This window comes from Mycobacterium sp. D16Q16 (assembly GCF_002013745.1).
Classification (GTDB): Bacteria; Actinomycetota; Actinomycetes; order Mycobacteriales; family Mycobacteriaceae; genus Mycobacterium.
Map to the genome: position 1 here is coordinate 75,032 of NZ_MAEY01000005.1, position 20,953 is coordinate 95,984.

At 63.8% G+C, this 20,953-nt stretch carries 19 protein-coding genes, 1 pseudogene and 1 riboswitch; of the genes and pseudogenes, 12 read left to right on the plus strand and 8 right to left on the minus strand.

Going from position 1 to position 20,953, the window contains the following annotated elements; genetic code table 11:
* The first annotated feature begins 205 nt into the window (after nucleotides 1–205).
* Nucleotides 206–1,462 carry a KasA/KasB family beta-ketoacyl-ACP synthase gene (locus tag B4394_RS07715; protein ID WP_078312196.1) on the plus strand — a complete coding sequence of 419 codons (1,257 nt, stop codon included), beginning with the start codon at nucleotides 206–208 and terminating at the stop codon, nucleotides 1,460–1,462.
* An 89-nt stretch (nucleotides 1,463–1,551) separates the two neighbouring features.
* On the opposite strand, the gene B4394_RS07720 is transcribed toward B4394_RS07715, so the two are convergent.
* On the minus strand, nucleotides 1,552–2,733 hold the full coding sequence (locus tag B4394_RS07720) for an acyl-CoA dehydrogenase family protein (RefSeq protein ID WP_078314658.1): 1,182 nt from the start codon (nucleotides 2,731–2,733) through the stop codon (nucleotides 1,552–1,554).
* 98 nt (nucleotides 2,734–2,831) lie between these two features.
* On the opposite strand from B4394_RS07720, the gene B4394_RS07725 reads away from it, so the two are divergent.
* Genes B4394_RS07725 through B4394_RS07740 form a run of 4 tightly spaced genes read left to right on the plus strand, consistent with a single transcriptional unit; the run spans nucleotide 2,832 to nucleotide 5,824 of the window.
* Nucleotides 2,832–3,209, plus strand: a complete 378-nt coding sequence (locus tag B4394_RS07725) for a DUF427 domain-containing protein (protein ID WP_078312194.1) — start codon at nucleotides 2,832–2,834, stop codon at nucleotides 3,207–3,209.
* 46 nt (nucleotides 3,210–3,255) lie between these two features.
* Nucleotides 3,256–3,900 (plus strand): class I SAM-dependent methyltransferase, encoded by a 645-nt coding sequence (locus B4394_RS07730; RefSeq protein ID WP_078312193.1) that lies wholly within the window; start codon nucleotides 3,256–3,258, stop codon nucleotides 3,898–3,900.
* Complete coding sequence (locus B4394_RS07735) at nucleotides 3,897–4,625, plus strand: alpha/beta fold hydrolase (protein ID WP_078314659.1); 729 nt, start codon at nucleotides 3,897–3,899, stop codon at nucleotides 4,623–4,625. Before B4394_RS07730 ends, B4394_RS07735 begins: the two co-directional genes overlap by 4 nt.
* A gap of 11 nt (nucleotides 4,626–4,636) precedes the next feature.
* Nucleotides 4,637–5,824, plus strand: coding sequence for an MFS transporter (locus B4394_RS07740; protein ID WP_078314660.1), 1,188 nt, complete (start codon nucleotides 4,637–4,639; stop codon nucleotides 5,822–5,824).
* Here B4394_RS07740 and B4394_RS07745 read toward each other — a convergent pair.
* Nucleotides 5,815–7,236 (minus strand): short-chain fatty acyl-CoA regulator family protein, encoded by a 1,422-nt coding sequence (locus B4394_RS07745; RefSeq protein WP_078314661.1) that lies wholly within the window; start codon nucleotides 7,234–7,236, stop codon nucleotides 5,815–5,817. The genes B4394_RS07740 and B4394_RS07745 overlap by 10 nt on opposite strands.
* Nucleotides 7,237–7,354: 118 nt before the next feature.
* Here B4394_RS07745 and prpD point away from each other — a divergent pair, with 118 nt between their 5' ends.
* From prpD to B4394_RS07760, 3 genes are read left to right on the plus strand one after another with little or no spacing between them, the layout of a single operon-like run.
* Nucleotides 7,355–8,869, plus strand: a complete 1,515-nt coding sequence (prpD, locus tag B4394_RS07750) for a 2-methylcitrate dehydratase PrpD (RefSeq protein ID WP_078314757.1) — start codon at nucleotides 7,355–7,357, stop codon at nucleotides 8,867–8,869.
* Entirely contained in the window at nucleotides 8,866–9,786 is a 921-nt protein-coding gene (gene prpB / locus B4394_RS07755; RefSeq protein ID WP_078312189.1) for a methylisocitrate lyase, read from the plus strand. The genes prpD and prpB overlap by 4 nt, the downstream gene beginning before the upstream one ends.
* Nucleotides 9,783–10,904 (plus strand): bifunctional 2-methylcitrate synthase/citrate synthase, encoded by a 1,122-nt coding sequence (locus tag B4394_RS07760; protein WP_078314662.1) that lies wholly within the window; start codon nucleotides 9,783–9,785, stop codon nucleotides 10,902–10,904. Before prpB ends, B4394_RS07760 begins: the two co-directional genes overlap by 4 nt.
* Here the strand turns inward: B4394_RS07760 and B4394_RS07765 are convergent.
* From B4394_RS07765 to metE, 4 genes and pseudogenes are all read right to left on the minus strand, one after another.
* On the minus strand, nucleotides 10,899–11,753 hold the full coding sequence (locus tag B4394_RS07765) for a DUF6578 domain-containing protein (protein WP_170915061.1): 855 nt from the start codon (nucleotides 11,751–11,753) through the stop codon (nucleotides 10,899–10,901). The two genes, B4394_RS07760 and B4394_RS07765, sit on opposite strands and share 6 nt — an antisense overlap.
* 89 nt (nucleotides 11,754–11,842) lie before the next feature.
* The gene (locus B4394_RS07770; protein ID WP_078314758.1) at nucleotides 11,843–12,373 is read right to left on the minus strand and encodes a GNAT family N-acetyltransferase; all 531 of its coding nucleotides are present in this window, start codon (nucleotides 12,371–12,373) and stop codon (nucleotides 11,843–11,845) included.
* Between the two features lie 60 nt (nucleotides 12,374–12,433).
* Nucleotides 12,434–13,223 (minus strand): annotated as a pseudogene (locus B4394_RS07775) (mycobacterial-type methylenetetrahydrofolate reductase).
* A 100-nt stretch (nucleotides 13,224–13,323) separates the two neighbouring features.
* Nucleotides 13,324–15,594 carry a 5-methyltetrahydropteroyltriglutamate--homocysteine S-methyltransferase gene (gene metE, locus B4394_RS07780; protein ID WP_078314663.1) on the minus strand — a complete coding sequence of 757 codons (2,271 nt, stop codon included), beginning with the start codon at nucleotides 15,592–15,594 and terminating at the stop codon, nucleotides 13,324–13,326.
* A 136-nt stretch (nucleotides 15,595–15,730) separates the two neighbouring features.
* A riboswitch (cobalamin riboswitch) is annotated at nucleotides 15,731–15,973 on the minus strand.
* Between the two features lie 69 nt (nucleotides 15,974–16,042).
* On the opposite strand from metE, the gene B4394_RS07785 reads away from it, so the two are divergent.
* Nucleotides 16,043–16,462 carry a PaaI family thioesterase gene (locus tag B4394_RS07785; RefSeq protein ID WP_078312183.1) on the plus strand — a complete coding sequence of 140 codons (420 nt, stop codon included), beginning with the start codon at nucleotides 16,043–16,045 and terminating at the stop codon, nucleotides 16,460–16,462.
* Entirely contained in the window at nucleotides 16,452–17,042 is a 591-nt protein-coding gene (locus B4394_RS07790) for a TetR/AcrR family transcriptional regulator (RefSeq protein ID WP_078312182.1), read from the plus strand. Before B4394_RS07785 ends, B4394_RS07790 begins: the two co-directional genes overlap by 11 nt.
* On the opposite strand, the gene fadD8 is transcribed toward B4394_RS07790, so the two are convergent.
* Entirely contained in the window at nucleotides 17,039–18,628 is a 1,590-nt protein-coding gene (fadD8, locus tag B4394_RS07795) for a fatty-acid--CoA ligase FadD8 (RefSeq protein WP_078314664.1), read from the minus strand. The genes B4394_RS07790 and fadD8 overlap by 4 nt on opposite strands.
* A gap of 150 nt (nucleotides 18,629–18,778) precedes the next feature.
* Here fadD8 and B4394_RS07800 point away from each other — a divergent pair, with 150 nt between their 5' ends.
* Entirely contained in the window at nucleotides 18,779–19,111 is a 333-nt protein-coding gene (locus B4394_RS07800; RefSeq protein ID WP_078312180.1) for a hypothetical protein, read from the plus strand.
* A gap of 12 nt (nucleotides 19,112–19,123) precedes the next feature.
* On the opposite strand, the gene B4394_RS07805 is transcribed toward B4394_RS07800, so the two are convergent.
* Nucleotides 19,124–20,221, minus strand: coding sequence for an LLM class flavin-dependent oxidoreductase (locus tag B4394_RS07805; RefSeq protein WP_078312246.1), 1,098 nt, complete (start codon nucleotides 20,219–20,221; stop codon nucleotides 19,124–19,126).
* Between the two features lie 51 nt (nucleotides 20,222–20,272).
* On the opposite strand from B4394_RS07805, the gene B4394_RS07810 reads away from it, so the two are divergent.
* Nucleotides 20,273–20,938, plus strand: a complete 666-nt coding sequence (locus B4394_RS07810) for a VOC family protein (RefSeq protein ID WP_078314665.1) — start codon at nucleotides 20,273–20,275, stop codon at nucleotides 20,936–20,938.
* The last annotated feature ends 15 nt before the right edge of the window (nucleotides 20,939–20,953 follow it).

Here is a 20,953-nt window from a genome sequence, read left to right on the forward strand (position 1 = left end):
AACCGCCCAGACACACTTGGTCAATTTATGCAGTTCCTACACAGATCTGGCATAGGGTTCATCATCGAATCCGTTTGACGACCCACCCTGGCGAAGTTCGCTGGCAGTGGGCTTACTAAAATCCGCTCCAAGAGATAGCTCAGATGAAGTTCGAAAGGGGATAGAACGTGCTTGCCACGTGCATGTCCACGGGGGGATGTCAATAATGACCAAACCATCTACCGCAAACGGCGGCTTTCCGAACATCGTCGTGACCGGCATGGCCATGACGACGTCGATCGCACCGGATGTCGAGGGCACCTGGAAGGGACTGCTCGCCGGCGAGAGCGGCATCCGCACCCTCGAAGACGACTTCGTCGCCCACTACAACTTGCCCGTGAAGATCGGCGGACACCTTAAGGTCCGCGACTTCGACAAAGACATGACGAAGATCGAGCACCGTCGACTGTCCTATGTCCAGCGCTTGGCGGCGATCCTGGGCCGCCAGGTCTGGGAGGACGCCGGAGCTCCCGACGTCGACCTGGAACGCCTCGCGGTATCGGTCGGCACCGGTCTCGGCGGCGCCGAGAAGATGGTCGAGGCCTACGACGAGATGCGTGCCAAGGGCACGAAAGTCGTTTCGCCCCTGGCCGTTCAGATGTTCATGCCTAACGGAGCGGCTGCGGTCATCGGGCTGGAGCGCAAGGCCCGCGGCGGTGTCATCACGCCGGTGTCGGCGTGCGCGTCGGGCAATGAGGGCATTGCGCACGCGTGGCGTCAGATCGCTTACGGCGATGCCGATATCGCCATCTGCGGCGGGGTCGAGGCAGCTATCGAGGCGGTCCCGATCGCGGCGTTCGCCAACATGCGCATCGTGATGTCCACCGACAACGACAACCCCGCGGGTGCGTCGCGTCCGTTCGACAAGAATCGCACCGGCTTCGTCTTCGGCGAGGGCGCTGCGCTCATGGTCATCGAGACCGAGGAGCACGCCAAGGCGCGGGGAGCGCGAATTTACGCTCGTCTTCTCGGTGCCGGCATCACGTCGGACGGTTTCCACGTGGTGGCACCGCATCCGGACGGAATTGGCGCCGCCAAGGCAATGAACCGCGCCCTGGAGACCGCCGGGCTGGATGCCAAGGACATCGATCATGTCAACGCCCATGCCACCGCGACAAGCGTGGGCGATGTCGCCGAGGGCAAGGCCATCCACAACTCCAACCTGCACCACGCCGCGGTCTACGCACCCAAGGGTGCCCTCGGGCACTCGGTGGGTGCGGTCGGTGCCGTCGAAGCCGTCATCACGGTGAAGTCATTGCAGGAGGGCATCATTCCGCCCACCCTGAATTACGAGACGCCCGATCCGGAGATCGAACTGGACATCGTCAGCAAGGAACCCCGCAAGGGCGACTACAAGTACGCGATCAACAACTCGTTCGGGTTCGGTGGCCACAACGTGGCGATCGCCCTCGGCAAGTACTGATCCACTTCTTTCCCTGACACGCAGCCTAGCTGCGGATTCGTATCGCACGATTCCGCAGCTAGGCGGCGTGTCTGCGTTCGGGCGCTGACCTAACGGAACGCCGGGATACCGGTGAGTGCCTGGCCGATGACCAGCGTGTGCATCTCGCTGGTGCCCTCGTAGGTCAACACCGACTCCAGGTTGTTGGCATGTCGCATCACCGGGTACTCCCCCGAAATGCCGTTCGCGCCAAGGATTGTCCTGGCCGTTCTGGCAATCTCGATGGCCTCGCGCACATTGTTGAGCTTGCCCAGGCTGACCTGTGGGGTGGTCAACGTATCCGCGTCCTTACGACGCCCCAGATGCAATGCCAGCAGCAGCCCCTTGCCGTATTCCAGCGTCATGTTGGCCAGCTTCTCCTGGGTCAACTGGAATCCGGCGATCGGGCGATCGAACTGTTCTCGGGTCTGCGCGTAATCGAGTGCCGTGCGCAGACATTCACGCGCCGCGCCCATCGAGCCGAAGATGATGCCAAAGCGAGCTTCGTTGAGACAGGACAGTGGCGCCTTGAGCCCGATCGCCAGCGGTAGCCGGTTCTTCTCCGGCACCCGCACATCGCTGAGACTGAGTTCAGCGGTCACCGACGCGCGCAAGGACATCTTGGACCGGATGGTCTCGGCGTTGAATCCCGCAGAATCGGTTGATACCAGGAAACCGCGTACTCCGTCGTCAGTCTGCGCCCAGATGACGGCGACGTCGGCGATCGACCCGTTGGTGATCCACATCTTGGTGCCGTTGATGATCCAGTCGCTGCCATCGCGCCGGGCATGCGTGCGCATTCCACCGGGATTGGACCCGAAATCCGGTTCGGTCAGTCCGAAGCATCCCAGCTCCTCCCCCGTCGCCATCCGGGGCAGCCATTTCTGTTTCTGCGCATCGCTTCCGTAGGCGTAGATGGCATACATCGCCAGTGATCCCTGCACACTGACCAGTGAACGGATGCCCGAGTCGCCAGCCTCGAGCTCCATGCACGCCAGTCCGTATGCCAGAGAGGATGTTCCGGAGCACCCATAACCCTGCAGGTGCATGCCGAGCACACCGATCTTGCCCAGCTCCAGTGCAAGCTTGCGCACGGGTAGATCACCATGTTCATACCAGCGCTGGACGTTCGGAACTACGCGCGCCTGAACCAGCGCACGCACGCTATTGCGAATCGCACGTTCCTCGTCGCTGAGCAGCGCGTCGATACCGAACAGCTCGTCGGGGTCACTTCGGTCAGCATCCGCAGCCATGTCGCAGACCCTAGCGCCCGGGGGCCTTGCCCCGGCCAGGAACTGAAGCGGTACAGCCGCTCAAACCTGCAGAGCCAGGGAAGCCTACCCTCGGAAATATGTCCACCACCGACAGGCCGCATCTGGTTCCCGGCCCGGACCACCCCATCGATATCGTGCCCTCCAACACCCGCGTCGTGGTCACGTCCGGCGATCTCACCATCGCCGACACCACCAATGCGCTGCGGCTGCAGGAGGCCACCTACCCACCCGTGTACTACCTCCCACCCGACGCGGTGAACTGGGCGGTACTACAGCGCACCGATACCCACACCTATTGCCCGTACAAGGGCGAGGCGTCGTATTACTCGGTGCACACACCCGAGGGAACGATCGAAGACGCCGTCTGGACGTACGAAGACCCGTACCCGGCGGTGTCCCAGATCGCCCGTCATCTGGCCTTCTACACCGACCGGGTCAACGTCACCGCGCGGTGACCGCACCCGTCTGGCGACCCCCTGGTTGCTGGCGTACCTTGTGCGCATGACGACGGTTCAACGGCGAGCTTTCAATGACCAGGTGACGCGGTTCTGGGGGCGCGCCGCCAAGGCGTACGACTGGGCACCGCTACAACAATGGGTGTACCGACCCGCACAGGACGAGATGCTTGCCCTGCTGCGTCACCACGAGTCTCAGCGAGTCGTTGATATCGCCTGCGGTACCGGCATTCTGGCCACCCGCATCCAGGAGGAACTCGAACCCGAGCAGGTGCACGGGGTCGATATGTCCGAAGGAATGCTCGCCCAGGCGAAGGCCCGTTCGGCGCTTGTCGACTGGCAGTTCGCGCCTGCCGAGAAGCTGCCGTTCGACGACGGTGCGTTGGACGCGGTGGTGTCCACCTCGGCGTTCCATTTCTTTGATCAGCCCGCTGCACTCGCCGAGTTCCATCGCGTGCTGGCGCCCGGCGGATTCACCGCGATCACCACTTTCACGCCCGATCGTGCCTCCGCGCCGCTCCTGCGCCGGATTTTCGGCGACCGCGTGCCCGCAAGCGTTCCGTCGAAGGCCGAGATGCGTCAGATGTTCGAAACCGCCGGATTCGAGGTTGCGGTGCAGCGACCGGTGCGTCATCCCTTCACCCTTCCCTTCGTGGAGTTCGATCGGCTCACGGTGGGCATCAAGCGATGACACGGTGGCTGCTGCTGCGTGGCCTGAGCCGCGAGAAGCGCCACTGGGAGCAGTTCCCGCACGTCTTCGCCGAATCACTTGGTGTTCAGGTGGAATGCCTGGATGCGCCCGGATTCGGCACCGAGTTCCACCGCACCTCGCCCGCGAACATCTCGGCGATCACGGACGACATCCGGTCCCGGCTGGACCGTGGCAGCGATACATGGTCGCTGCTCTCCATATCTCTGGGCGGCATGATCGGACTCGATTGGTGCGCGCGCTATCCCGGGGATTTCGAGCGCGCCGTCATCATCAATTCGAGCACCGCCGCGACGCCGGTGTGGCAGCGGTTCTTGCCGTCGTCGATTCCCAACCTGGTGCTCGGACGGTTCCGTGCCGACGTGCCGCGCGAACGCGCGATCCTGGAGCAGACCGCCAATAACCCCGACCTCGATCTCGACGCACTGTCCCAGCGGTGGGCGGACTACCTGCAGACTCAGCGTCCCTCGAGCGCCAGCATCGCCCGCCAGATCACCGCGGCCATCGGCTTCCGGATGCCGAAACGCATCGACACTCCGCTGCTGGTTCTGACCTCCGCACACGATCGGCTTGTGAGTTCCTCCGCATCAAGCACGATCGCCAGCGCATTCGGTGCCCCCCTGGCGGTACATACTTCCGCCGGACACGACCTTCCCCTCGACGACGGCGCGTGGATCGCCGAGCAGGTAAGACGGTGGATAGAATAAATTACCCAGCTGTGCCACAACGCCTTTCGGCTTGGCGATTCGTCACCACCTTTGGCGTCATCAGCATGTTCGCCGACATCGTCTACGAGGGCGCACGCTCGATCACCGGCCCGCTCCTGGCATCGCTCGGGGCAACTGCTCTCGTCGTGGGTGTGGTGACCGGAATCGGCGAGGCCGCGGCACTGGCGCTGCGTCTGGTGTCAGGCCCCCTCACCGACCGCAGCCGCATGTTCTGGAGCTGGACCATCGCCGGATATGCGCTCACGGTGGTCACGGTCCCGTTCCTGGGGATGGCCAGCGCGCTCTGGGTTGCCGCCACTTTGGTGATCGCCGAACGGGTGGGTAAGGCGGTACGCAGCCCAGCCAAGGACACCTTGCTCTCGCACGCCACCTCAGTCACCGGCCGCGGCAAGGGTTTCGCGGTACATGAAGCCATGGACCAGGTCGGCGCGATCACCGGCCCGCTGGTGGTCGCCGGCATGCTCGCCCTCACCCAGGGGAATTACCTGCCGACATTCGCCGTGCTGGCGATTCCTGGAGCGGCGGCATTGGCCCTGCTGTTCTGGCTTCGCCGGCGAGTACCTCACCCCGAACGGTATGAGGACGCCGCGGATACCCACAGCACATCGGCCGTACGCCACAAACTCCAACTGCCGTTGAAGTTTTGGCTGTACGCGGGATTCTCCGGGATCACCGTATCCGGATTCGCGACCTTTGGCGTGCTGTCGTTTCACATGGTCGATCGCGGCGTCCTCGCGCCCGCCGCGGTGCCGTTGGTATACGCCGTCGCAATGGCCGCTGCGGCTGTCGCCGCCCTGTTCTCCGGCTGGGCATATGACCGCATAGGACCGAAAACCCTTGTGGTTCTGCCCATCGTCGGCGCCGCCGTACCCATGCTGGCATTCACGGACTCGTTGGTAGGTATCGTGCTCGGCGCGCTGCTGTGGGGTACCGCCGCCGGGATTCAGGAATCCACCCTGCGCGCTGTGGTCGCAGACCTCGTCCCGTCGCCGCGCCGGGCCACCGCATACGGGGTCTATGCGGCCGTACTCGGCACGGCGACCGCGATCGGCGGGACGCTCACGGGTTACCTCTACGAGGTGTCCATTCCCATGCTCATCGCGGTGGTCGGCGTGATTCAGTTGATCGCCCTGATCGCCGCCGCGCCCACCGTGCTGCGGCACGCCGATCAGGTATAGGGCAGGCGGCTGCTGGCGTCCTCGTCGACGTGGACGCTGCGGCCAATGTAGGGAAACGCACGTTGTGCGCAGGATTCGCGCACGCACACCTTGCAGCCCGGGCCAATCGGCACGGCGGTTGCCGGATCGTCGATCGCGATTCCTGTCGAATACACCAGACGATGGGCGTGGGCGATATCGCATCCCAGCCCGATCGCGAACGACTTCGGCGTGCTCAGAAATCCACCGGTTGACGTGCTGCTCGTGCGTGCGACCCAGAAGTACGTGCGGCCATCGGGCATCTCGGCGACCTGGGTCACAAACTGCCCAGGGTTTGAAAACGCCTCGTGCACGACCCACAGCGGGCAGTTTCCACCCACTCTGGAGAAGTGAAATGCCGTGGCGGATTGACGTTTCGAAATATTCCCCGCGCGGTCGGTGCGCACCAGGATGAACGGAACCCCACGCATGGAGGGACGTTGCAGCGTGGACAGCCGGTGACAGACGGTCTCGTGTCCGACCTCGAATTGGCGTGCCAGAATGTCGACGTCGTACCGACTGAATTCCGCAGCATGGTGAAATTGTTTGTAGGGCAAGAGGAATGCACCGGCGAAGTAGTTGGCCAGGCCGATCCGGGCGACGCCAATGGCCTCCGGGCTGAGCTGCTCGGCACCGGAGAGGATGGCCGCCATCGTCTCGGTCTGCGTCAACAGAGCCAGTTGGGTGGCCATCTGGAATGCACGCTGACCGGGCGTGAGCCAATGCGCGATACGCAAAACCCCAGCATCCGTGTCGAACCGGCGTTTGGACGAATCCGAAAGTGCCCCACCCTTGGTCACGGTCACCGCGATGCCATAATCTTGCTTCAACACCGTAGCCAGCTGCGCGTCAAGCCCACCGATGTGCAAACCGTAATGCTCGAATAGATCTTCAGCGGCAGTGTCGAGCTCACCGAGATAGTTCTTGTGATCGTAGAAGAAGTCGCGGACCTCCTCGAACGGCATGGGACGCAGCGGCTCTCGTATCGAGTCACCGATTGTTGCCGCGTTCTCGGTCGCGCGATAGCTCTCCAGCTCCGCAGTGACATCCCGCAGCCTGCGGTGCATGCCCACCAGGGTCTGACCCACCGATGGCATTCGGGCGACCAGCTCCTCGAGCTGCAGATCACTCACCTCACCCACGGACGCCTCGGTGAATATCTCGCCAAGATCCGCGACAAGCCGGGCATCGGAGTCCGGGGAGAAGTAGTGCGGCGAGAGGTCGAACCGTTCGGTGAGCCGCAGCAGTACCGCAACCGTCACGGGACGCGCATCGTTCTCCAGCTGATTGACGTAGCTCGTCGACAAATCCAGAACACGCGCGAGCGCCGCTTGCGTCAGGCCACGCTCCTCGCGCAACCTCCGCAACCGCGCTCCGGCGAACGGTCTGGACATGTCGTCAGGATAACTCCACATCTATTTGCAATGTTTGCAAGATATGCCAACTAAGGATACAGAAATACGCATTTACATGGTCTTTTTATCCACTAACCACGTGCGTAATGTGCGGATCATGCACGTTCACTCTGTACACACCCGCCGCAGCGCCGACGACTTCCCCCGCGACCAACACCTCGCCTGGAAGATCGCCGAGGTCGCTTCGGACCCCGTTGCCGTTCCCGCCTACACCGAAGCGATGGTCATCAACCGGATCATCGACAACGCCGCCGTCAGCGCCGCTTCGGTCATCCGCCGTCCCGTCACCGTCGCACGCCGCCAGGCGCAGGCACACGCGGTGTCTTCCGGTGGACGCGGTGCCAACGTCTTCGGTGTCAGCGGTGGCTACTCGGCCGAGTGGGCAGCATGGGCCAACGGCGTCGCCGTACGCGAGCTGGACTTTCACGACACCTTCCTGGCCGCCGACTACTCGCACCCCGGCGACAACATTCCGCCGTTGGTGGCCGTGGCCCAGCAGCTCGGCATCGGCGGAGCCGATCTCATTCGCGGTCTGGCCACCGCATACGAAACTCAGATCAACCTCACACGTGGAATCTGTCTGCACGAGCACAAGATCGACCACGTCGCACACCTCGGCCCCTCAGTGGCCGCCGGCCTGGGCACCATGCTGAAGCTCGACACCGAGACGATCTACCAGGCCATTGGTCAGGCCCTGCACCTGACGACTGCGACCCGGCAGTCCCGCAAGGGGCTCATTTCCAGCTGGAAGGCGTACGCACCGGCCTGGGCCGGCAAGGTCGCGATCGAAGCCGTCGACCGCGCGATGCGCGGCGAGGGTGCGCCGTCCCCGATCTGGGAGGGCGAGGACGGCGTAATCGCCTGGCTGCTCGGCGGTCCCGAGAAGGTCTACGAAGTTCCGCTGCCGGGCCCCGGCGAGGAAAAGCGCGCCATCCTGGACAGCTACACCAAGGAGCATTCGGCCGAGTACCAGAGCCAGGCTCCCATTGACCTGGCCCGCAGAATGCGTGAGCGCATCGGCGACCTTTCGCAGATCGCGACGATCGTGCTGCACACCAGCCACCACACGCACGTGGTGATCGGGACTGGATCAAACGATCCGCAGAAGTTCGACCCCGACGCCTCGCGCGAGACGCTCGATCACTCGGTGATGTACATCTTCGCCGTCGCACTCGAAGACGGCACCTGGCACCACGAGCGCTCGTACGCCCCCGAGCGCGCGCATCGTTCCGAGACCATCGAGCTCTGGAACAAGATCAGCACCGTCGAGGATCCGGAGTGGACTCGCCGTTATCACTCCGCCAACCCCGACGAGAAGGCCTTCGGCTGCAAGGCCGTCGTCACTCTCAAGAACGGCGAGGTGATCACCGACGAGCTGGCGATCGCCGACGCCCATCCGTTGGGAGCACGCCCCTTCGCCCGGGAGAACTACGTCAACAAGTTCACGGTCTTGTCCGACGGCGTCATCGAACAGCGTGAGCAGGATCGATTCCTTTCCGTGGCGCAGGGATTGGCCGACCTGAAGGCAGGCTCGCTGGGTGCGCTCAATCCGCTCGTGGATGCCGTCGTCCTCGATAAGGCGCCCACGACTCCCGAGGGGATCTTTAAGTGACCTCACTTCTTGCCTCCGCCACGGATGCGGCCGCCAAGCGCGCCGCATTCCGGGACGGCTTGGCCTCGGGTGACCTGCTGCGCCTACCTGGAGCGTTTTCGCCCCTGGTGGCCAAGCTAATTCAGGAAATCGGGTTCGAGGGTGTTTACGTGTCGGGCGCCGTACTGTCCGCCGATCTGGCTCTGCCCGACATCGGGTTGACGACACTCACCGAGGTGTCGGCTCGAGGTCGGCAGATCGCCTCGGTCACCGACCTGCCGACGCTGATCGATGCCGACACCGGCTTCGGCGAGCCGATGAGTGCCGCCCGCACGGTGACGGTTCTCGAAGACAGTGGAGTCGCCGGGCTTCATCTGGAGGATCAGGTGAATCCCAAGCGGTGTGGGCATCTTGACGGCAAGGCCGTCGTCGAGACCGCGGAAATGGTTCGGCGGCTCCGTGCGGCGGTTTCCGCCCGGCGCGACCCCAATTTCGTGATCTGCGCCCGCACCGACGCGGCGGGTATCGAGGGGTTGCCCGCGGCAATCGACCGCGCAAAGGCCTATGCCGATGCGGGCGCGGATCTCATCTTCACCGAGGCGCTCAGCGACATCGGCGAGTTCGAGAAGTTCCGCGCCGCGGTCAATGTTCCCCTGCTCGCCAACATGACCGAATTCGGGAAGTCCGAACTCGTGACGGCAGATCAGCTCCGCGACGTCGGCTACAACGTCGTCATCTACCCCGTCACAACCCTGCGCCTGGCGATGTTCGCCGTAGAGCAGGGCCTTCGCGAAATCGACTCAGCGGGAACGCAGTCTGGCCTGCTGAACCAGATGCAGCACCGCAGCCGCCTGTACGAGCTGCTCCGCTATTCCGAATACAACCAGTTCGACACCGAGATTTTCAATTTCAGCCTCAATGGAGGAGGAGCCCGATGACCACCGCGACCCCGACCATTCACAAGGGACTTGCCGGCGTCGTGGTGGACACCACCGCCATCTCCAAGGTGGTGCCCGAGACCAATTCCCTCACCTACCGCGGATATCCGGTGCAGGATCTGGCCGCCCGATGCAGCTTCGAGCAGGTCGCGTACCTGCTGTGGCACGGCGAGCTGCCCAATGAGGGCGAGCTCGCGCTGTTCAACCAACGTGAGCGCGCGCAGCGCCGTCTGGACCGCTCCCTCATGGCGCTGCTGGCCAAGTTGCCAGAGACCTGCCACCCGATGGACGTGGTGCGCACCGCGATCAGCGTCCTAGGAGCCGAGGACCCCTCCGAGGACGACAGCACACCGGAAGCCAACTACGCCAAGTCACTTCGCATGTTCGCGGTGCTGCCAACGATCGTCGCGGCCGACATGCGCCGCCGCCGTGGGCTGGACCCCATTCAGCCCCATAGTCACCTCGGCTACTCGGCCAACTTCCTGCGGATGTGCTTTGGCGAGGTGCCCGATCCGGTGATCGTCACGGCGTTCGAGCAGTCGATGATCCTGTACGCCGAGCACAGCTTCAACGCCTCAACCTTCGCCGCCCGCGTGGTGACTTCGACACAATCCGACATCTACAGCGCGGTCACCGCCGCCATCGGCGCACTCAAGGGCTCCCTGCACGGCGGCGCCAACGAGGCCGTCATGCACGACATGATCGAGATCGGTGACGCCACCAAGGCGGCAGAATGGTTGCAGGGCAAGCGGACCCGTAAAGAGAAGGTCATGGGATTCGGGCATCGCGTGTACAAGAACGGCGATTCCCGGGTACCGACGATGCGTGCCGCACTGGAGGACGTAGCACGGGTTCGTGACGGTCGTCGGTGGCTCGAGATCTACAAGGTGCTGGAATCCGAGATGGACGCGGCCACCGGCATCAAGCCCAATCTGGATTTCCCCACCGGGCCCGCCTACTACCTCATGGGATTCGACATCCCCTGTTTCACACCAATTTTCGTGATGAGCCGGATTACCGGCTGGACCGCACACATCATGGAGCAGGCCGCGGCGAACGCCCTGATCCGACCACTGAGCGAGTACTCCGGAAAGCCTCAGCGGTCGCTCGCGTCATAGGTTTGATCGCCGAGTGTGCGGCATTCTGTCGCACAGCAATTGGATGAACAACTCATCCGGCGGAGACGCCTCCGGGTCGATGTTGAGGAAGCCGGTGTAGAGCCCATCTGGTGAGTGCACCGTACGACTAACTTGGCCGGCAATGCCCGCGACAACACCCGCATAGCCGCGCATATCGTCCACCCTCAGCCGAGGGTCTGCGAGATCGACTGTCACTCGATCTCCCCGTGACGGAATCGCCGCGCCAAACACTTCCGGCGGCCCGTAAACAAACAGCGTTCGTCGGCCTCGGTCCCGCTCGTCGCGCAGCGCCTCAATGTCACCGTCGGTTGGCTCGAGCGACGAGGTCACGCGCAGCCCCACAACCGATCCCGTGATCACCCGCTGCCCGATCTCACCCACCGATGGCTCCTCGGGCCATCGCGTCGCAAGCTCGACGGGTCGGTACTGAAACGATGTCGGCTGATGGGTCATACAACCGGACTCGTCTCGATGCGTGGTGGCCGACACGTCGTACAGTTCCTCGACAACGCCACGCAACCGGGGCCAGCTTTGACTCTCATGCCACGTAGCCCAGAGAATTACCAGTGCGTTCGCGGGATCTCCGCGTGTCGGATCCCAGCTCGCACACCCGTAGGGAAACCGAATAATCTCGCGGTCCTCGTCCCAGTTGACTGCCGCCGCCGAGGCCAGCAGGTAGCCACTCTCTGCGGGATACGCGCAGACCTGCCAATCGACAGCCTGGCCGATCTCGGGAGTTCTACCGCAACACTGGTATTCCCATTGTGAAATACCCAGGTATACAAGAGATTTATTCCGATCCGGAACCCTGTTGATCACTGAAAGCACCGGGTGATAGGCGAACGGAGCACGAACGCTCCGGACCCGGTGTACCGATCGCAAGGTTAGCCAGCATCACGCCAAGCGTCAATACTCGGCTACTCGGGCCGAGATAACAGCCCGCCTACCCACCAATCGGCAGGTTCCTCTCGCCGATAGGCGCGCTGGCGCAGCAGCCCCTCCAACTCAAATCCGACAGCCTCTGCCACGGCCCGTGAACCCTCGTTGCCGACAACGGCCCACCACTCGATGCGATGGACTGCCAGCTCATCAAATCCCCACTGGCACAGTCTCCGAATAGCCTCAGTGGTGAGCCCCTTGCGGCGATGCTGCGAGGCCGACCAATACCCGACCTCCACCACACCAGGTGTGATCGACTTGAGCGAACAGGTGCCGACGAGATCACCTGTGTCCGCCAGGAAAAACCCGAACCCATACCGGGAGTTGTCCGCCCACTCCTGCGCCGACCTGACGATGAAACTCTGGGCGTCGTCACGGGTGTACGGCACCGGCAGCGGGAGGTAGTGCGTGATCTCCGGGTCGTTGCACGCTTGGACCACCGCAGCCTCGTCGGCGGCGGTGACGGCGCGCAGAACCAACCGGTCCGTGTGCAACTCGATGGGTTCCATGCGAGCAGTCTTGACCACGAATTCCAACCTGGTCAAAGGAATTCCGGGCGCCTTCCTCCGTCAGGAGGTCTCGCGTACGGGCGACCAGTACCCCAGCATCTCGGCGAAGGTCTCGAAGGCCGGTCTGGCAAGACCATACGGTGCTTCGAAGTGCACGCTCAGTGGGAAGCCGAGGTCGGCCACACCGTCGATGACTCGTTTGTAGAGATCGACAAGCTGCGGCCGCCTGGCATCGGGTTCACAGGCGGCCAGCGACTTGACGAAGGCCTGTTCGCGCGCTGCGCGCGAACTCTTGCAGAAAGCCAACGACCGCATCGGAATACAGCAGTTGGGTCATGGCGAAGGTGGCGCCCTTATCGCATTTGAAGGAGAAGCGGCCCTGTTCTCCACTGCGCGTGGGAATCAGGATCACTCCCCTGTTATCGACGATGTCATCGAACTTCGACAACGCGTCGGTTGGCGGAATGCCAGACCCTTCGCCATCGCTCATGGTGCGCGGTACACCGACGAAGATGACGCCGTCCATCCCGGCGTCGGTCAGGCCGGTCAGCCGGCTCCGCAACGATGTCTCATCCGAGAAGGATGTGACCTGCGTGCACAGTCCCCGCATGGTCGGCAGCTCTGACCGGATGATCGACCAATAGTCGACGACATCCAGCTTCGGCTTCATCTCCAGCGGGCGATCGCCGTCCTCGACAATCATCGAGGGGATCATCACGTGGTCGATACGCCCGTCGATGCCGAATTCCGCCGAGAACCTGGACAGTTTCTGCAGTTCTTCGGATGCCCTGTCGAGGCCGCCATCGACATTGGGAGGCACCAGCTCCAGCGCAACGGTATTCATAGACACCAGGGACCTCCGATTAGTCTCGCTAATGGTTTATACACCAATCACATTCACGCGCGAGCAGTCCCCCGCGAAGGGGACTGCTCGCGCGCTCATCGCCGAACTAGGCGCCCGCACGCACCTCGGTCGCGGCGGCCACCAGGTTGGCCAGCGAGGCAGTTACCTCGTCGGCCTTCCGGGTCTTCAAGCCGCAGTCGGGATTGACCCAGAGACGCTGCGCCGGAACAGCCTGCAGCGCCTCACGCAGCGAGTTCGCCATCTCGGCCGTCGACGGGACCCGCGGCGAGTGGATGTCGTAGACACCCGGGCCGACACTGTTGGAGAAGCCGATCGCGTTCAGGTCGTCGAGCACCTCCATGTGCGAGCGTGCCGCCTCGATGGACGTGACGTCGGCATCCAGGTCGGCGATGGCACCGATCACCTCCCCGAATTCCGAGTAGCACAGGTGCGTGTGAATCTGCGTCGCATCGGACACACCCGACGTGGAGAGCCGGAATGCGCCGACTGCCCAGTCCAGATAGGCGGGCTTGTCCGCCGAGCGCAGCGGCAGCAGCTCACGCAACGCGGGCTCGTCCACCTGGATGATGGCGATCCCGGCGTCCTGTAGATCCACCGTCTCGTCCCGAATGGCCAGCGCGATCTGGTTGGCGGTGTCCGCCAACGGCTGATCGTCACGCACAAACGACCACGCGAGGATGGTCACCGGCCCGGTCAGCATGCCCTTGACGTACTTCGGCGTCAGCGACTGGGCATAGGTGGCCCACTCGACAGTCATCGGGTTCTGCCGTGCGACATCGCCATACAGGATCGGCGGGCGGACGCAGCGGCTGCCGTACGACTGAACCCAGCCGTTCTGGGTAGCGAAGAAGCCATCCAGCTGCTCGGCAAAGTACTGCACCATGTCGTTGCGTTCCGGCTCACCATGCACCAGCACGTCCAGGCCCAGCTTCTCCTGCAGCGCAATGACATCGGCAACCTCGGCACGCATCCGCCGCACGTACTCGGCGTCGTCGATCTCGCCCTTGGTCAGGGCTTGACGCGCCTTGCGGATCTCGACAGTCTGCGGGAACGACCCGATCGTCGTGGTCGGCAGCTCGGGCAGCTTCAGCCGCTCGTCCTGGCTGCGACGGCGCTCTGCGGCATCGCCACGTGAAACACCCTCCGCCAGAATCGAATCCAGCCGCTCACGAATCTGACCGTTGTTGAGACGCGGATCCGTCTTGCGAGATTCGACGGCCGCATTCGACGCCGCGAACTCCGCGGCAACCGCATCGCGTCCCTCGCCCAGTGCCCGCGCCAGCACCACGACTTCCTTGACCTTCTCGTCGGCGAAAGCCAACCAGCTGCGCAGCTGGTCATCGAGTTCGGTCTCCGGCTCCAACGAGTAGGGCACATGCAACGTCGAGCAGGAGGTGGCTACCGCCACCGCGCCCGTCGATCCCACCAGCGTTCCGAGGGTGCTCAGCGCAGACTCCAGGTTGGTGCGCCAAATGTTTCGGCCATCGACAACACCGGCCACAACAGTCTTACCGGCCAGCTCCGGCACCGAGTCAAGACCCGATGCGGACCCGTAGACCAGGTCGACACCGATCGCCTCAACCGGGGTACGTGCCAACGCCGGGAGTGCCGCGCCCAAGTCCCCGAAATAGCTCGCGACGAAGATCGCGGGGCGGTCGGCAACGGTACCGAGGCGGCCGTACACCCGCTCGGCCAACTCCGGGCCGTTCGACAAGATGTCGGTGACCAGCACGGGCTCATCGATCTGAACCCAGCCAACCCCGGCCTCCGAAAGCTGCACCAGCAGTTGCTCGTACAGCGATACCACCTCGTCGAGACGCTCGATGGGCGCACCGGCTCCGTCGACGGACTTGCTCAACGCAAGGAAGGTGATGGGGCCAACGACCACCGGACGCGCCGGAATGCCGAGGGCAGCAGCCTCTTTCAGCTCACCGAACAACTTCGCCGGATTGAGCGTGAACTTGGTGTCCGGCCCGATCTCCGGCACCAGGTAGTGATAATTGGTGTCGAACCACTTGGTCATTTCCAGCGGCGTCACCTCGTCGTTGCCGCGGGCGGCAGCGAAGTAGCGATCGAGGTCGTCGCCTATGCCTGCGACGCGGGGTGGGAGCGCTCCCAACAGCACCGCGGTATCGAGTACCTGGTCGTAGTACGAGAAGGTGTTCACCGGGACGGAGTCCAGCCCGGCGGCCGCCAGTGCTGACCAGTGGTCGCGCCGAAGCCCGGCTGCGACGGTCTCGAGCTCGGTACGACTGGTGCGCCCTGCCCAGTAACTTTCGGTAGCCCGTTTGAGCTCACGACGCGGGCCGATGCGCGCCGAACCGAGCGTGGTTGCCTTGAATGATGGAGTGGTCATGCTGTCCTCTGTCTACGGCGTGGTGGCCACCGCCCAGGACAAGCAAGCCGAGCCCGAATAACCAACACACACTGGTGCTGGTTGAAACCGATTCGGCCATACGCCCATTCCGCGAGGCGATGATCCGTCGGGCGCGGCGCACCCGACACAGCTGGCAGGTCTTCGGACTTGCAGGCATTACCCGGGCTCAGGTTTTCCTACGGACCGTCGCTTCCCAGGGGCTCTCGGTGGTTAACCGAGTGCTTAACCCAGTGCGTATGACGGCGATCGTTCCTGCATACCGCTGCGGGACAGTCCCGGATTCTCACCGGGTTCCCTCTCATCGCAGTCCCCGTAGGGCCCGCGACTCGATGCCAATACCGACCGAAGCCGACACTGACAAACCAGCTGCGTCTTACATCATATGCACGCTCGCCAATGCCGTTATTAGCGACTATTCTCTAATATTGTGATCACACGTGACCAGGCACAACAAGTGCTCGAGGCCCAACCCTTCAGTCGCCTCCTAGGTACATCGATCAGCCGGATCGACGAGTCCGGAATACAACTCTCGCTCGACATCCGCGACGAGCTGCGCCAGCAGAGCGGATTCATTCACGGCGGAGTGCTGAGCTACCTGGCCGACAACGCAATCACCTACGCGTGCGGGCTCGGCCTTGGCGCCGACATTGTCACCAGCGGGTACACCATCGAGTATGTGTCACCCGCCCGTGATGGCGTACGCCTACTCGCCGACGCGTCTCTGGTGAGCGCCGGACGTACCAAGGCGCTGGGCCGCTGCGAGATATCCGTCGAGGACCACGACGGCAACACCAAGCTGGTCGCCGTCGCCCAGGGCACGAGCATGGTCCGGCACCGTGGGGCGTAAGCCTCAGTACACCCCCGACGACATCCTCGATGCGGCGCTTGCGTTGGTGAGCAAGGGCGGACCGTCGGCAGCCACGGCTACCGCCATCGGGCGAACGCTGGGCGCCCCCTCGGGGTCGATCTATCACCGGTTCTCCAGCCGCGACGAGCTCATGGCCCGCCTCTGGCTGCGTTCGATCGCCGGCTATCAGGCCGGGATCCTCACGGCGCTCGCGTTACCCGATCCCCACGAAGCCCTCGCCGCGACCATCGATCACGCCTTCGATTGGACGGCAGCGCACCGCAACGAGGCGCTGTTGCTACTCCAATACGAGAAGGCCGATCTGGTGGCACACTGGCCCGACACACTCGCCGCGGAGCTCACGGCACTCAACTCGCGGGTGCGAATGGCGTTGCGCGAGTACGCCGAGCGGCGGTTCGGCGATGTCACTCCCGAGGCGCTCGACAGGGTGATGTTCGCACTGATCGATATGCCCTACGCGGCGGTGCGCCGTCACCTACCCGACAAGGGTGAGCCGGCACCGTGGCTGCGCACCTTCATCCACACCAGCGCCCGGAATCTGCTCTCGCCAGAGAGCTAAACCGTGGCGTACTTCTGGCGCAGAGCCTTTTTGTCCAGCTTGCCCAGCGCGGTCAACGGCAGCGAGTCGGCGACGATCACATGCTTGGGTGACTGCACCGAACCCTTGCGGTCCTTGACCGCGGACTGTATTTCGGACGTCATCTTCGACACCGCGTCGCCGCTGCTGTCGGCGTCCGCACGCAACACCACGATCGCCGTCACCGCCTCGCCCCACTTCTCGTCGGGCACCCCGATGACACCGACCTGTGCGACCGACGGATGCTCGGCGACAACATCTTCCACCTCGCGGGGGAACACGTTGAAGCCACCGGTGACGATCATGTCCTTGGTCCGGTCGACGATGAACCAGAAACCATCCTCGTCCTCGCGCGCGACATCGCCGGTACGCAGCCAGCCGTTCTTGAACGTGTCGGCGGTCTGTTCGGGCAGGCCCCAATAGCCGCCCGCCACCAAAGGTCCGGCCACACAGATCTCGCCGGGCTCACCCTGCTTGACCGGCTGATCGTTCTCGTCGAGCAGCGCCGTGCGCAGGAACGCCGAGGGCCGGCCGCAGCTGGAGAGCCGCTGGGCATCGTGGTCGCCCTTGGCCAGGTAACTGATCACCATGGGCGCTTCGGACTGGCCGAAGTACTGCGCGAAAATCGGCCCGAACCGCTCGATTGCCTCCGCCAGCCGCACCGGGTTGATGGCCGAGGCGCCGTAGTAGACGGTCTGCAGTGAGGACAGGTCGCGGGTCTGAGAATCCGCATGGTCCAGCAGCGCGTAGATCATCGACGGCACGAGCATGGTGGCAGTGATCTTGTGCTCCTCGATCGCGGCCAGCACGGCGCCCGCATCGAACTTGGGCAACACCACCATGGACCCGCCCTTCATCAGGGTCGGCATGAAGAACGCGGCACCGGCGTGTGAAAGCGGGGTACACATCAGGAATTTTGGCCGCTCCGGCCATTCCCACTCGGCCAGCTGGATCTGCGTCATGGTCAGAATCGACCGCGAGGTCCCGATGACGCCCTTGGGCTTACCCGTCGTCCCGCCCGTATAGGTAAGGCCATTGATGTGGTCCGGCGAGAGGTTGACCGGCACCAGCGGCTTCGCCGCAAAATCCGCGGCCGCAGAGACCAGATCATGCCCCACCTCTGCCAGCTCAGCGGGGACGGGGCCGAGGGTCAGCACGCGGGTCAGCGTCGGCACCTTCTCCACCAGGGCGGCGGCGCGCTCGACGAACTGCGGGGTGGGGTCGATGACCAGCGTGGTGATCTGGGCGTCGGCCAGTACATAGGCATGATCGTCGAGTGACCCGAGTGGATGCAGCGCGGTACGCCGGGTGCCCAGCAGCTGCCCCGCGCCGATGACCAACAGCACCTCGGGGCGGTTGAGTGCCAACATGCCCTGACCATCGGTCGGATCGGGCACCAGCGCGGTAAAGGCCTGGATGTACTTGCTGATCTCGTCGGCCATCTGCGCACCGGTGAGCGTCACGTTCCCGAGCACCAGCGCGGGCGCGTTCGCATTCTTTTTCAGAGCGGCGACCAGCAGGTGCCCGGAGTTGATCGACCCGTGCAGTGGGTCAAATGGGTCAGGCATCGCGCTCCTCAGTAAATGGTCGCCGATCAGGCACTTCGCTCGACGTTAGAACATGTTCTAGTTTTGGGCAAGGACAGGCACGTCCACCCGTTACGCAGCCCCCTGTCCGATCCCCCGAGAAAGACTCAATAGGCTTGCTAGGCTGGCTCAATGCTCCAGTCGATGGCCACCGGCGCGCTATTCATTGCCTTGACGCTGTTTGCCACGCCTCTCGCGAGTGCCGACCCGGCAGATCCCGATCCGTTCAACCCCGGTGATTGCATCGGCAACGCCAATGCGGTCTGCAACGTTGGTCCATACGGCCCGAACAGCATGTCGAATCCGGCGAACCCCGCCAGCCCGCTCAACCCAAACAACCCTGCGAACCCGGCCAGTCCGATGAACCCGAACAACCCCGCGAACCCGGCCAGCCCCATGAATCCCAATAACCCGGCCAACCCCGCGAGCCCGCTGAACCCCATGAATCACCCGGGTCAGATCTGACACGGGCACCCCTCAGGCCGCCGTGAATCCCTTGGCTCGCTGCGTGTCCTGGGGGCTCCATAGCGTCGAGGTGACCTCCGCCTTCACCAGCGGGACAACCTCCTCGGCGAATCGGCGCAGGGTGTCCTGCTGTTCCTCGAAGTCGGCCTCGGGGCTCAACGAAATCGACTGGAACTCGTGACCGAAGGCGCCATGCCACTGAATGATCTTCTCGGCCACACGTTCCGGGGAGCCGGCCAACACCGGCCCGCGATCTGCCGCGTCCTCGATGGATTCAAAGGACGGAAACTTGCCGACGGCCCTCGGATGGTCTTTGAGCTTCGCCATCTGCGCCAGGCGTGCCTCATAGATGGGCCGGTACTGCGCGATGGCCTGTTCGGTCGTGTCTGCCAGGTAGAGCCCGCCTGAGCCCGCACCCACATGCAGGTTGGCCGGGTCGTGCCCATTCTGTGCGTACAGCTCCCGATACCTGTCGATGAGAACCTTGTAATTCTCCTTGGGCTGCAAGGCATTTGCGGTGACTATCGGGTCGCCCCACTTGGCGGCGAGTTCGACCGCGAATGTCGAAGTCGCTGAGCCGTGCCAGATCCGGAACGGTCCGTCGTACGGCCTGGGCAACGTGGTCGCGTCGGCAAGTGGATGCCGGTGTACGCCCGTCCAGTCGACGCGCTCCTCACGCAGCAGCCTCCGCAGCAACTCGTAGTTCTCCTGCAGGTACTCGTACTGTCTGGCGATATCCAGTCCCATCAACGGGTACTGGCGGTCCTCATTGCCCTTCCCGATGACGATCTCGAGCCGGCCACGGCTCAGCTGATCAATGGTGGCGAAGTCCTCTGCCGCGCGCACCGGGTCCAGGAGCGACAGCACCGTGACCCCGGTGGACAACAGAATCCGGTCAGTGGCTGCGGCCACCGCGCCCAACAGCACCGTCGGAGCCGAGGACAGCACGTCTCCCGCATGCCGCTCCCCGACCGCGAAGGAATCAAAACCCAGGCTCTCCGCCAGCACTGCGGTCTCGACCACCCGATTCAGCCGGTCGGCGGCGGGCGCCAACGCCCCCGTCGCGGGGTGTGGCAGATGGAAGACAATGTCGAGAAGCTGAAAGCGCACACCACCAGTATGCATAAGCGGACTCCGGTCCGGCAGGGAGGAAATGCTCTGATGATCACCGAACTGGACTCGGTGCTTCTGGACGTTCCAAATCTCGCTGATGCAAAGGCCGCCTACGCGAGGCTGCTCGGCACCGAAATTCCACATCCCCAGCTCCATCTCGGTCTCCCCGAATGGGCGCCGCACCCGGGAATGCTGTTTCGTGTCGGGGACCTGGCCTCCGCGACTCGGCTGCTCGATCGACGCGGTCTCTCCCTGATTTCTCGCGGAGACATTGCCGCGGGACAGGTTGACGGACTCACCCTGGGATTGAGCCAGCGACCCGCCCCGCCCGCACAGTCGGACTCAGAGAGTGGTCAGATCGATCACCTGGTGCTGTTCTCTCCCAATCGCGACAGAATCATTGCGACGTTGTGCGGACGGCTCGGCTTCGACCTGCGCCTGGATCGCAGGCAGTCGTGGGGTGTACACCAATTGTTCTTCCGGTGCGCAGGGCTGGTGGTTGAGGTGGTGTTGCGTGACGACGACCCCTCCGGCCCCGACTCGCTGTGGGGAATCGCCTGGCGCACCGCTGACATCGACGCGACTCATGCGCGCCTGACTGCCGCCGACGTCACGCTCAGCGATATCCGCAACGGCCACAAGCCGGGAACACGGGTCGCCACCGTCAAGGATCCCGGGCTGGCAGTCCCCACAATCCTGATCGAACAGCGCTAGCCGCCTACTAGGTTG

Coding starts and splice junctions, on each gene's coding strand:
- B4394_RS07715 (WP_078312196.1), top strand. CDS start 206: ATGACCAAACCATCTACCGCAAACGGCGGCTTTCCGAACATCGTCGTG.
- B4394_RS07720 (WP_078314658.1), bottom strand. CDS start 2,733: ATGGCTGCGGATGCTGACCGAAGTGACCCCGACGAGCTGTTCGGTATC.
- B4394_RS07725 (WP_078312194.1), top strand. CDS start 2,832: ATGTCCACCACCGACAGGCCGCATCTGGTTCCCGGCCCGGACCACCCC.
- B4394_RS07730 (WP_078312193.1), top strand. CDS start 3,256: ATGACGACGGTTCAACGGCGAGCTTTCAATGACCAGGTGACGCGGTTC.
- B4394_RS07735 (WP_078314659.1), top strand. CDS start 3,897: ATGACACGGTGGCTGCTGCTGCGTGGCCTGAGCCGCGAGAAGCGCCAC.
- B4394_RS07745 (WP_078314661.1), bottom strand. CDS start 7,236: ATGTCCAGACCGTTCGCCGGAGCGCGGTTGCGGAGGTTGCGCGAGGAG.
- prpD (WP_078314757.1), top strand. CDS start 7,355: ATGCACGTTCACTCTGTACACACCCGCCGCAGCGCCGACGACTTCCCC.
- B4394_RS07760 (WP_078314662.1), top strand. CDS start 9,783: ATGACCACCGCGACCCCGACCATTCACAAGGGACTTGCCGGCGTCGTG.
- B4394_RS07770 (WP_078314758.1), bottom strand. CDS start 12,373: ATGGAACCCATCGAGTTGCACACGGACCGGTTGGTTCTGCGCGCCGTC.
- metE (WP_078314663.1), bottom strand. CDS start 15,594: ATGACCACTCCATCATTCAAGGCAACCACGCTCGGTTCGGCGCGCATC.
- fadD8 (WP_078314664.1), bottom strand. CDS start 18,628: ATGCCTGACCCATTTGACCCACTGCACGGGTCGATCAACTCCGGGCAC.
- B4394_RS07800 (WP_078312180.1), top strand. CDS start 18,779: ATGCTCCAGTCGATGGCCACCGGCGCGCTATTCATTGCCTTGACGCTG.
- B4394_RS07810 (WP_078314665.1), top strand. CDS start 20,273: ATGATCACCGAACTGGACTCGGTGCTTCTGGACGTTCCAAATCTCGCT.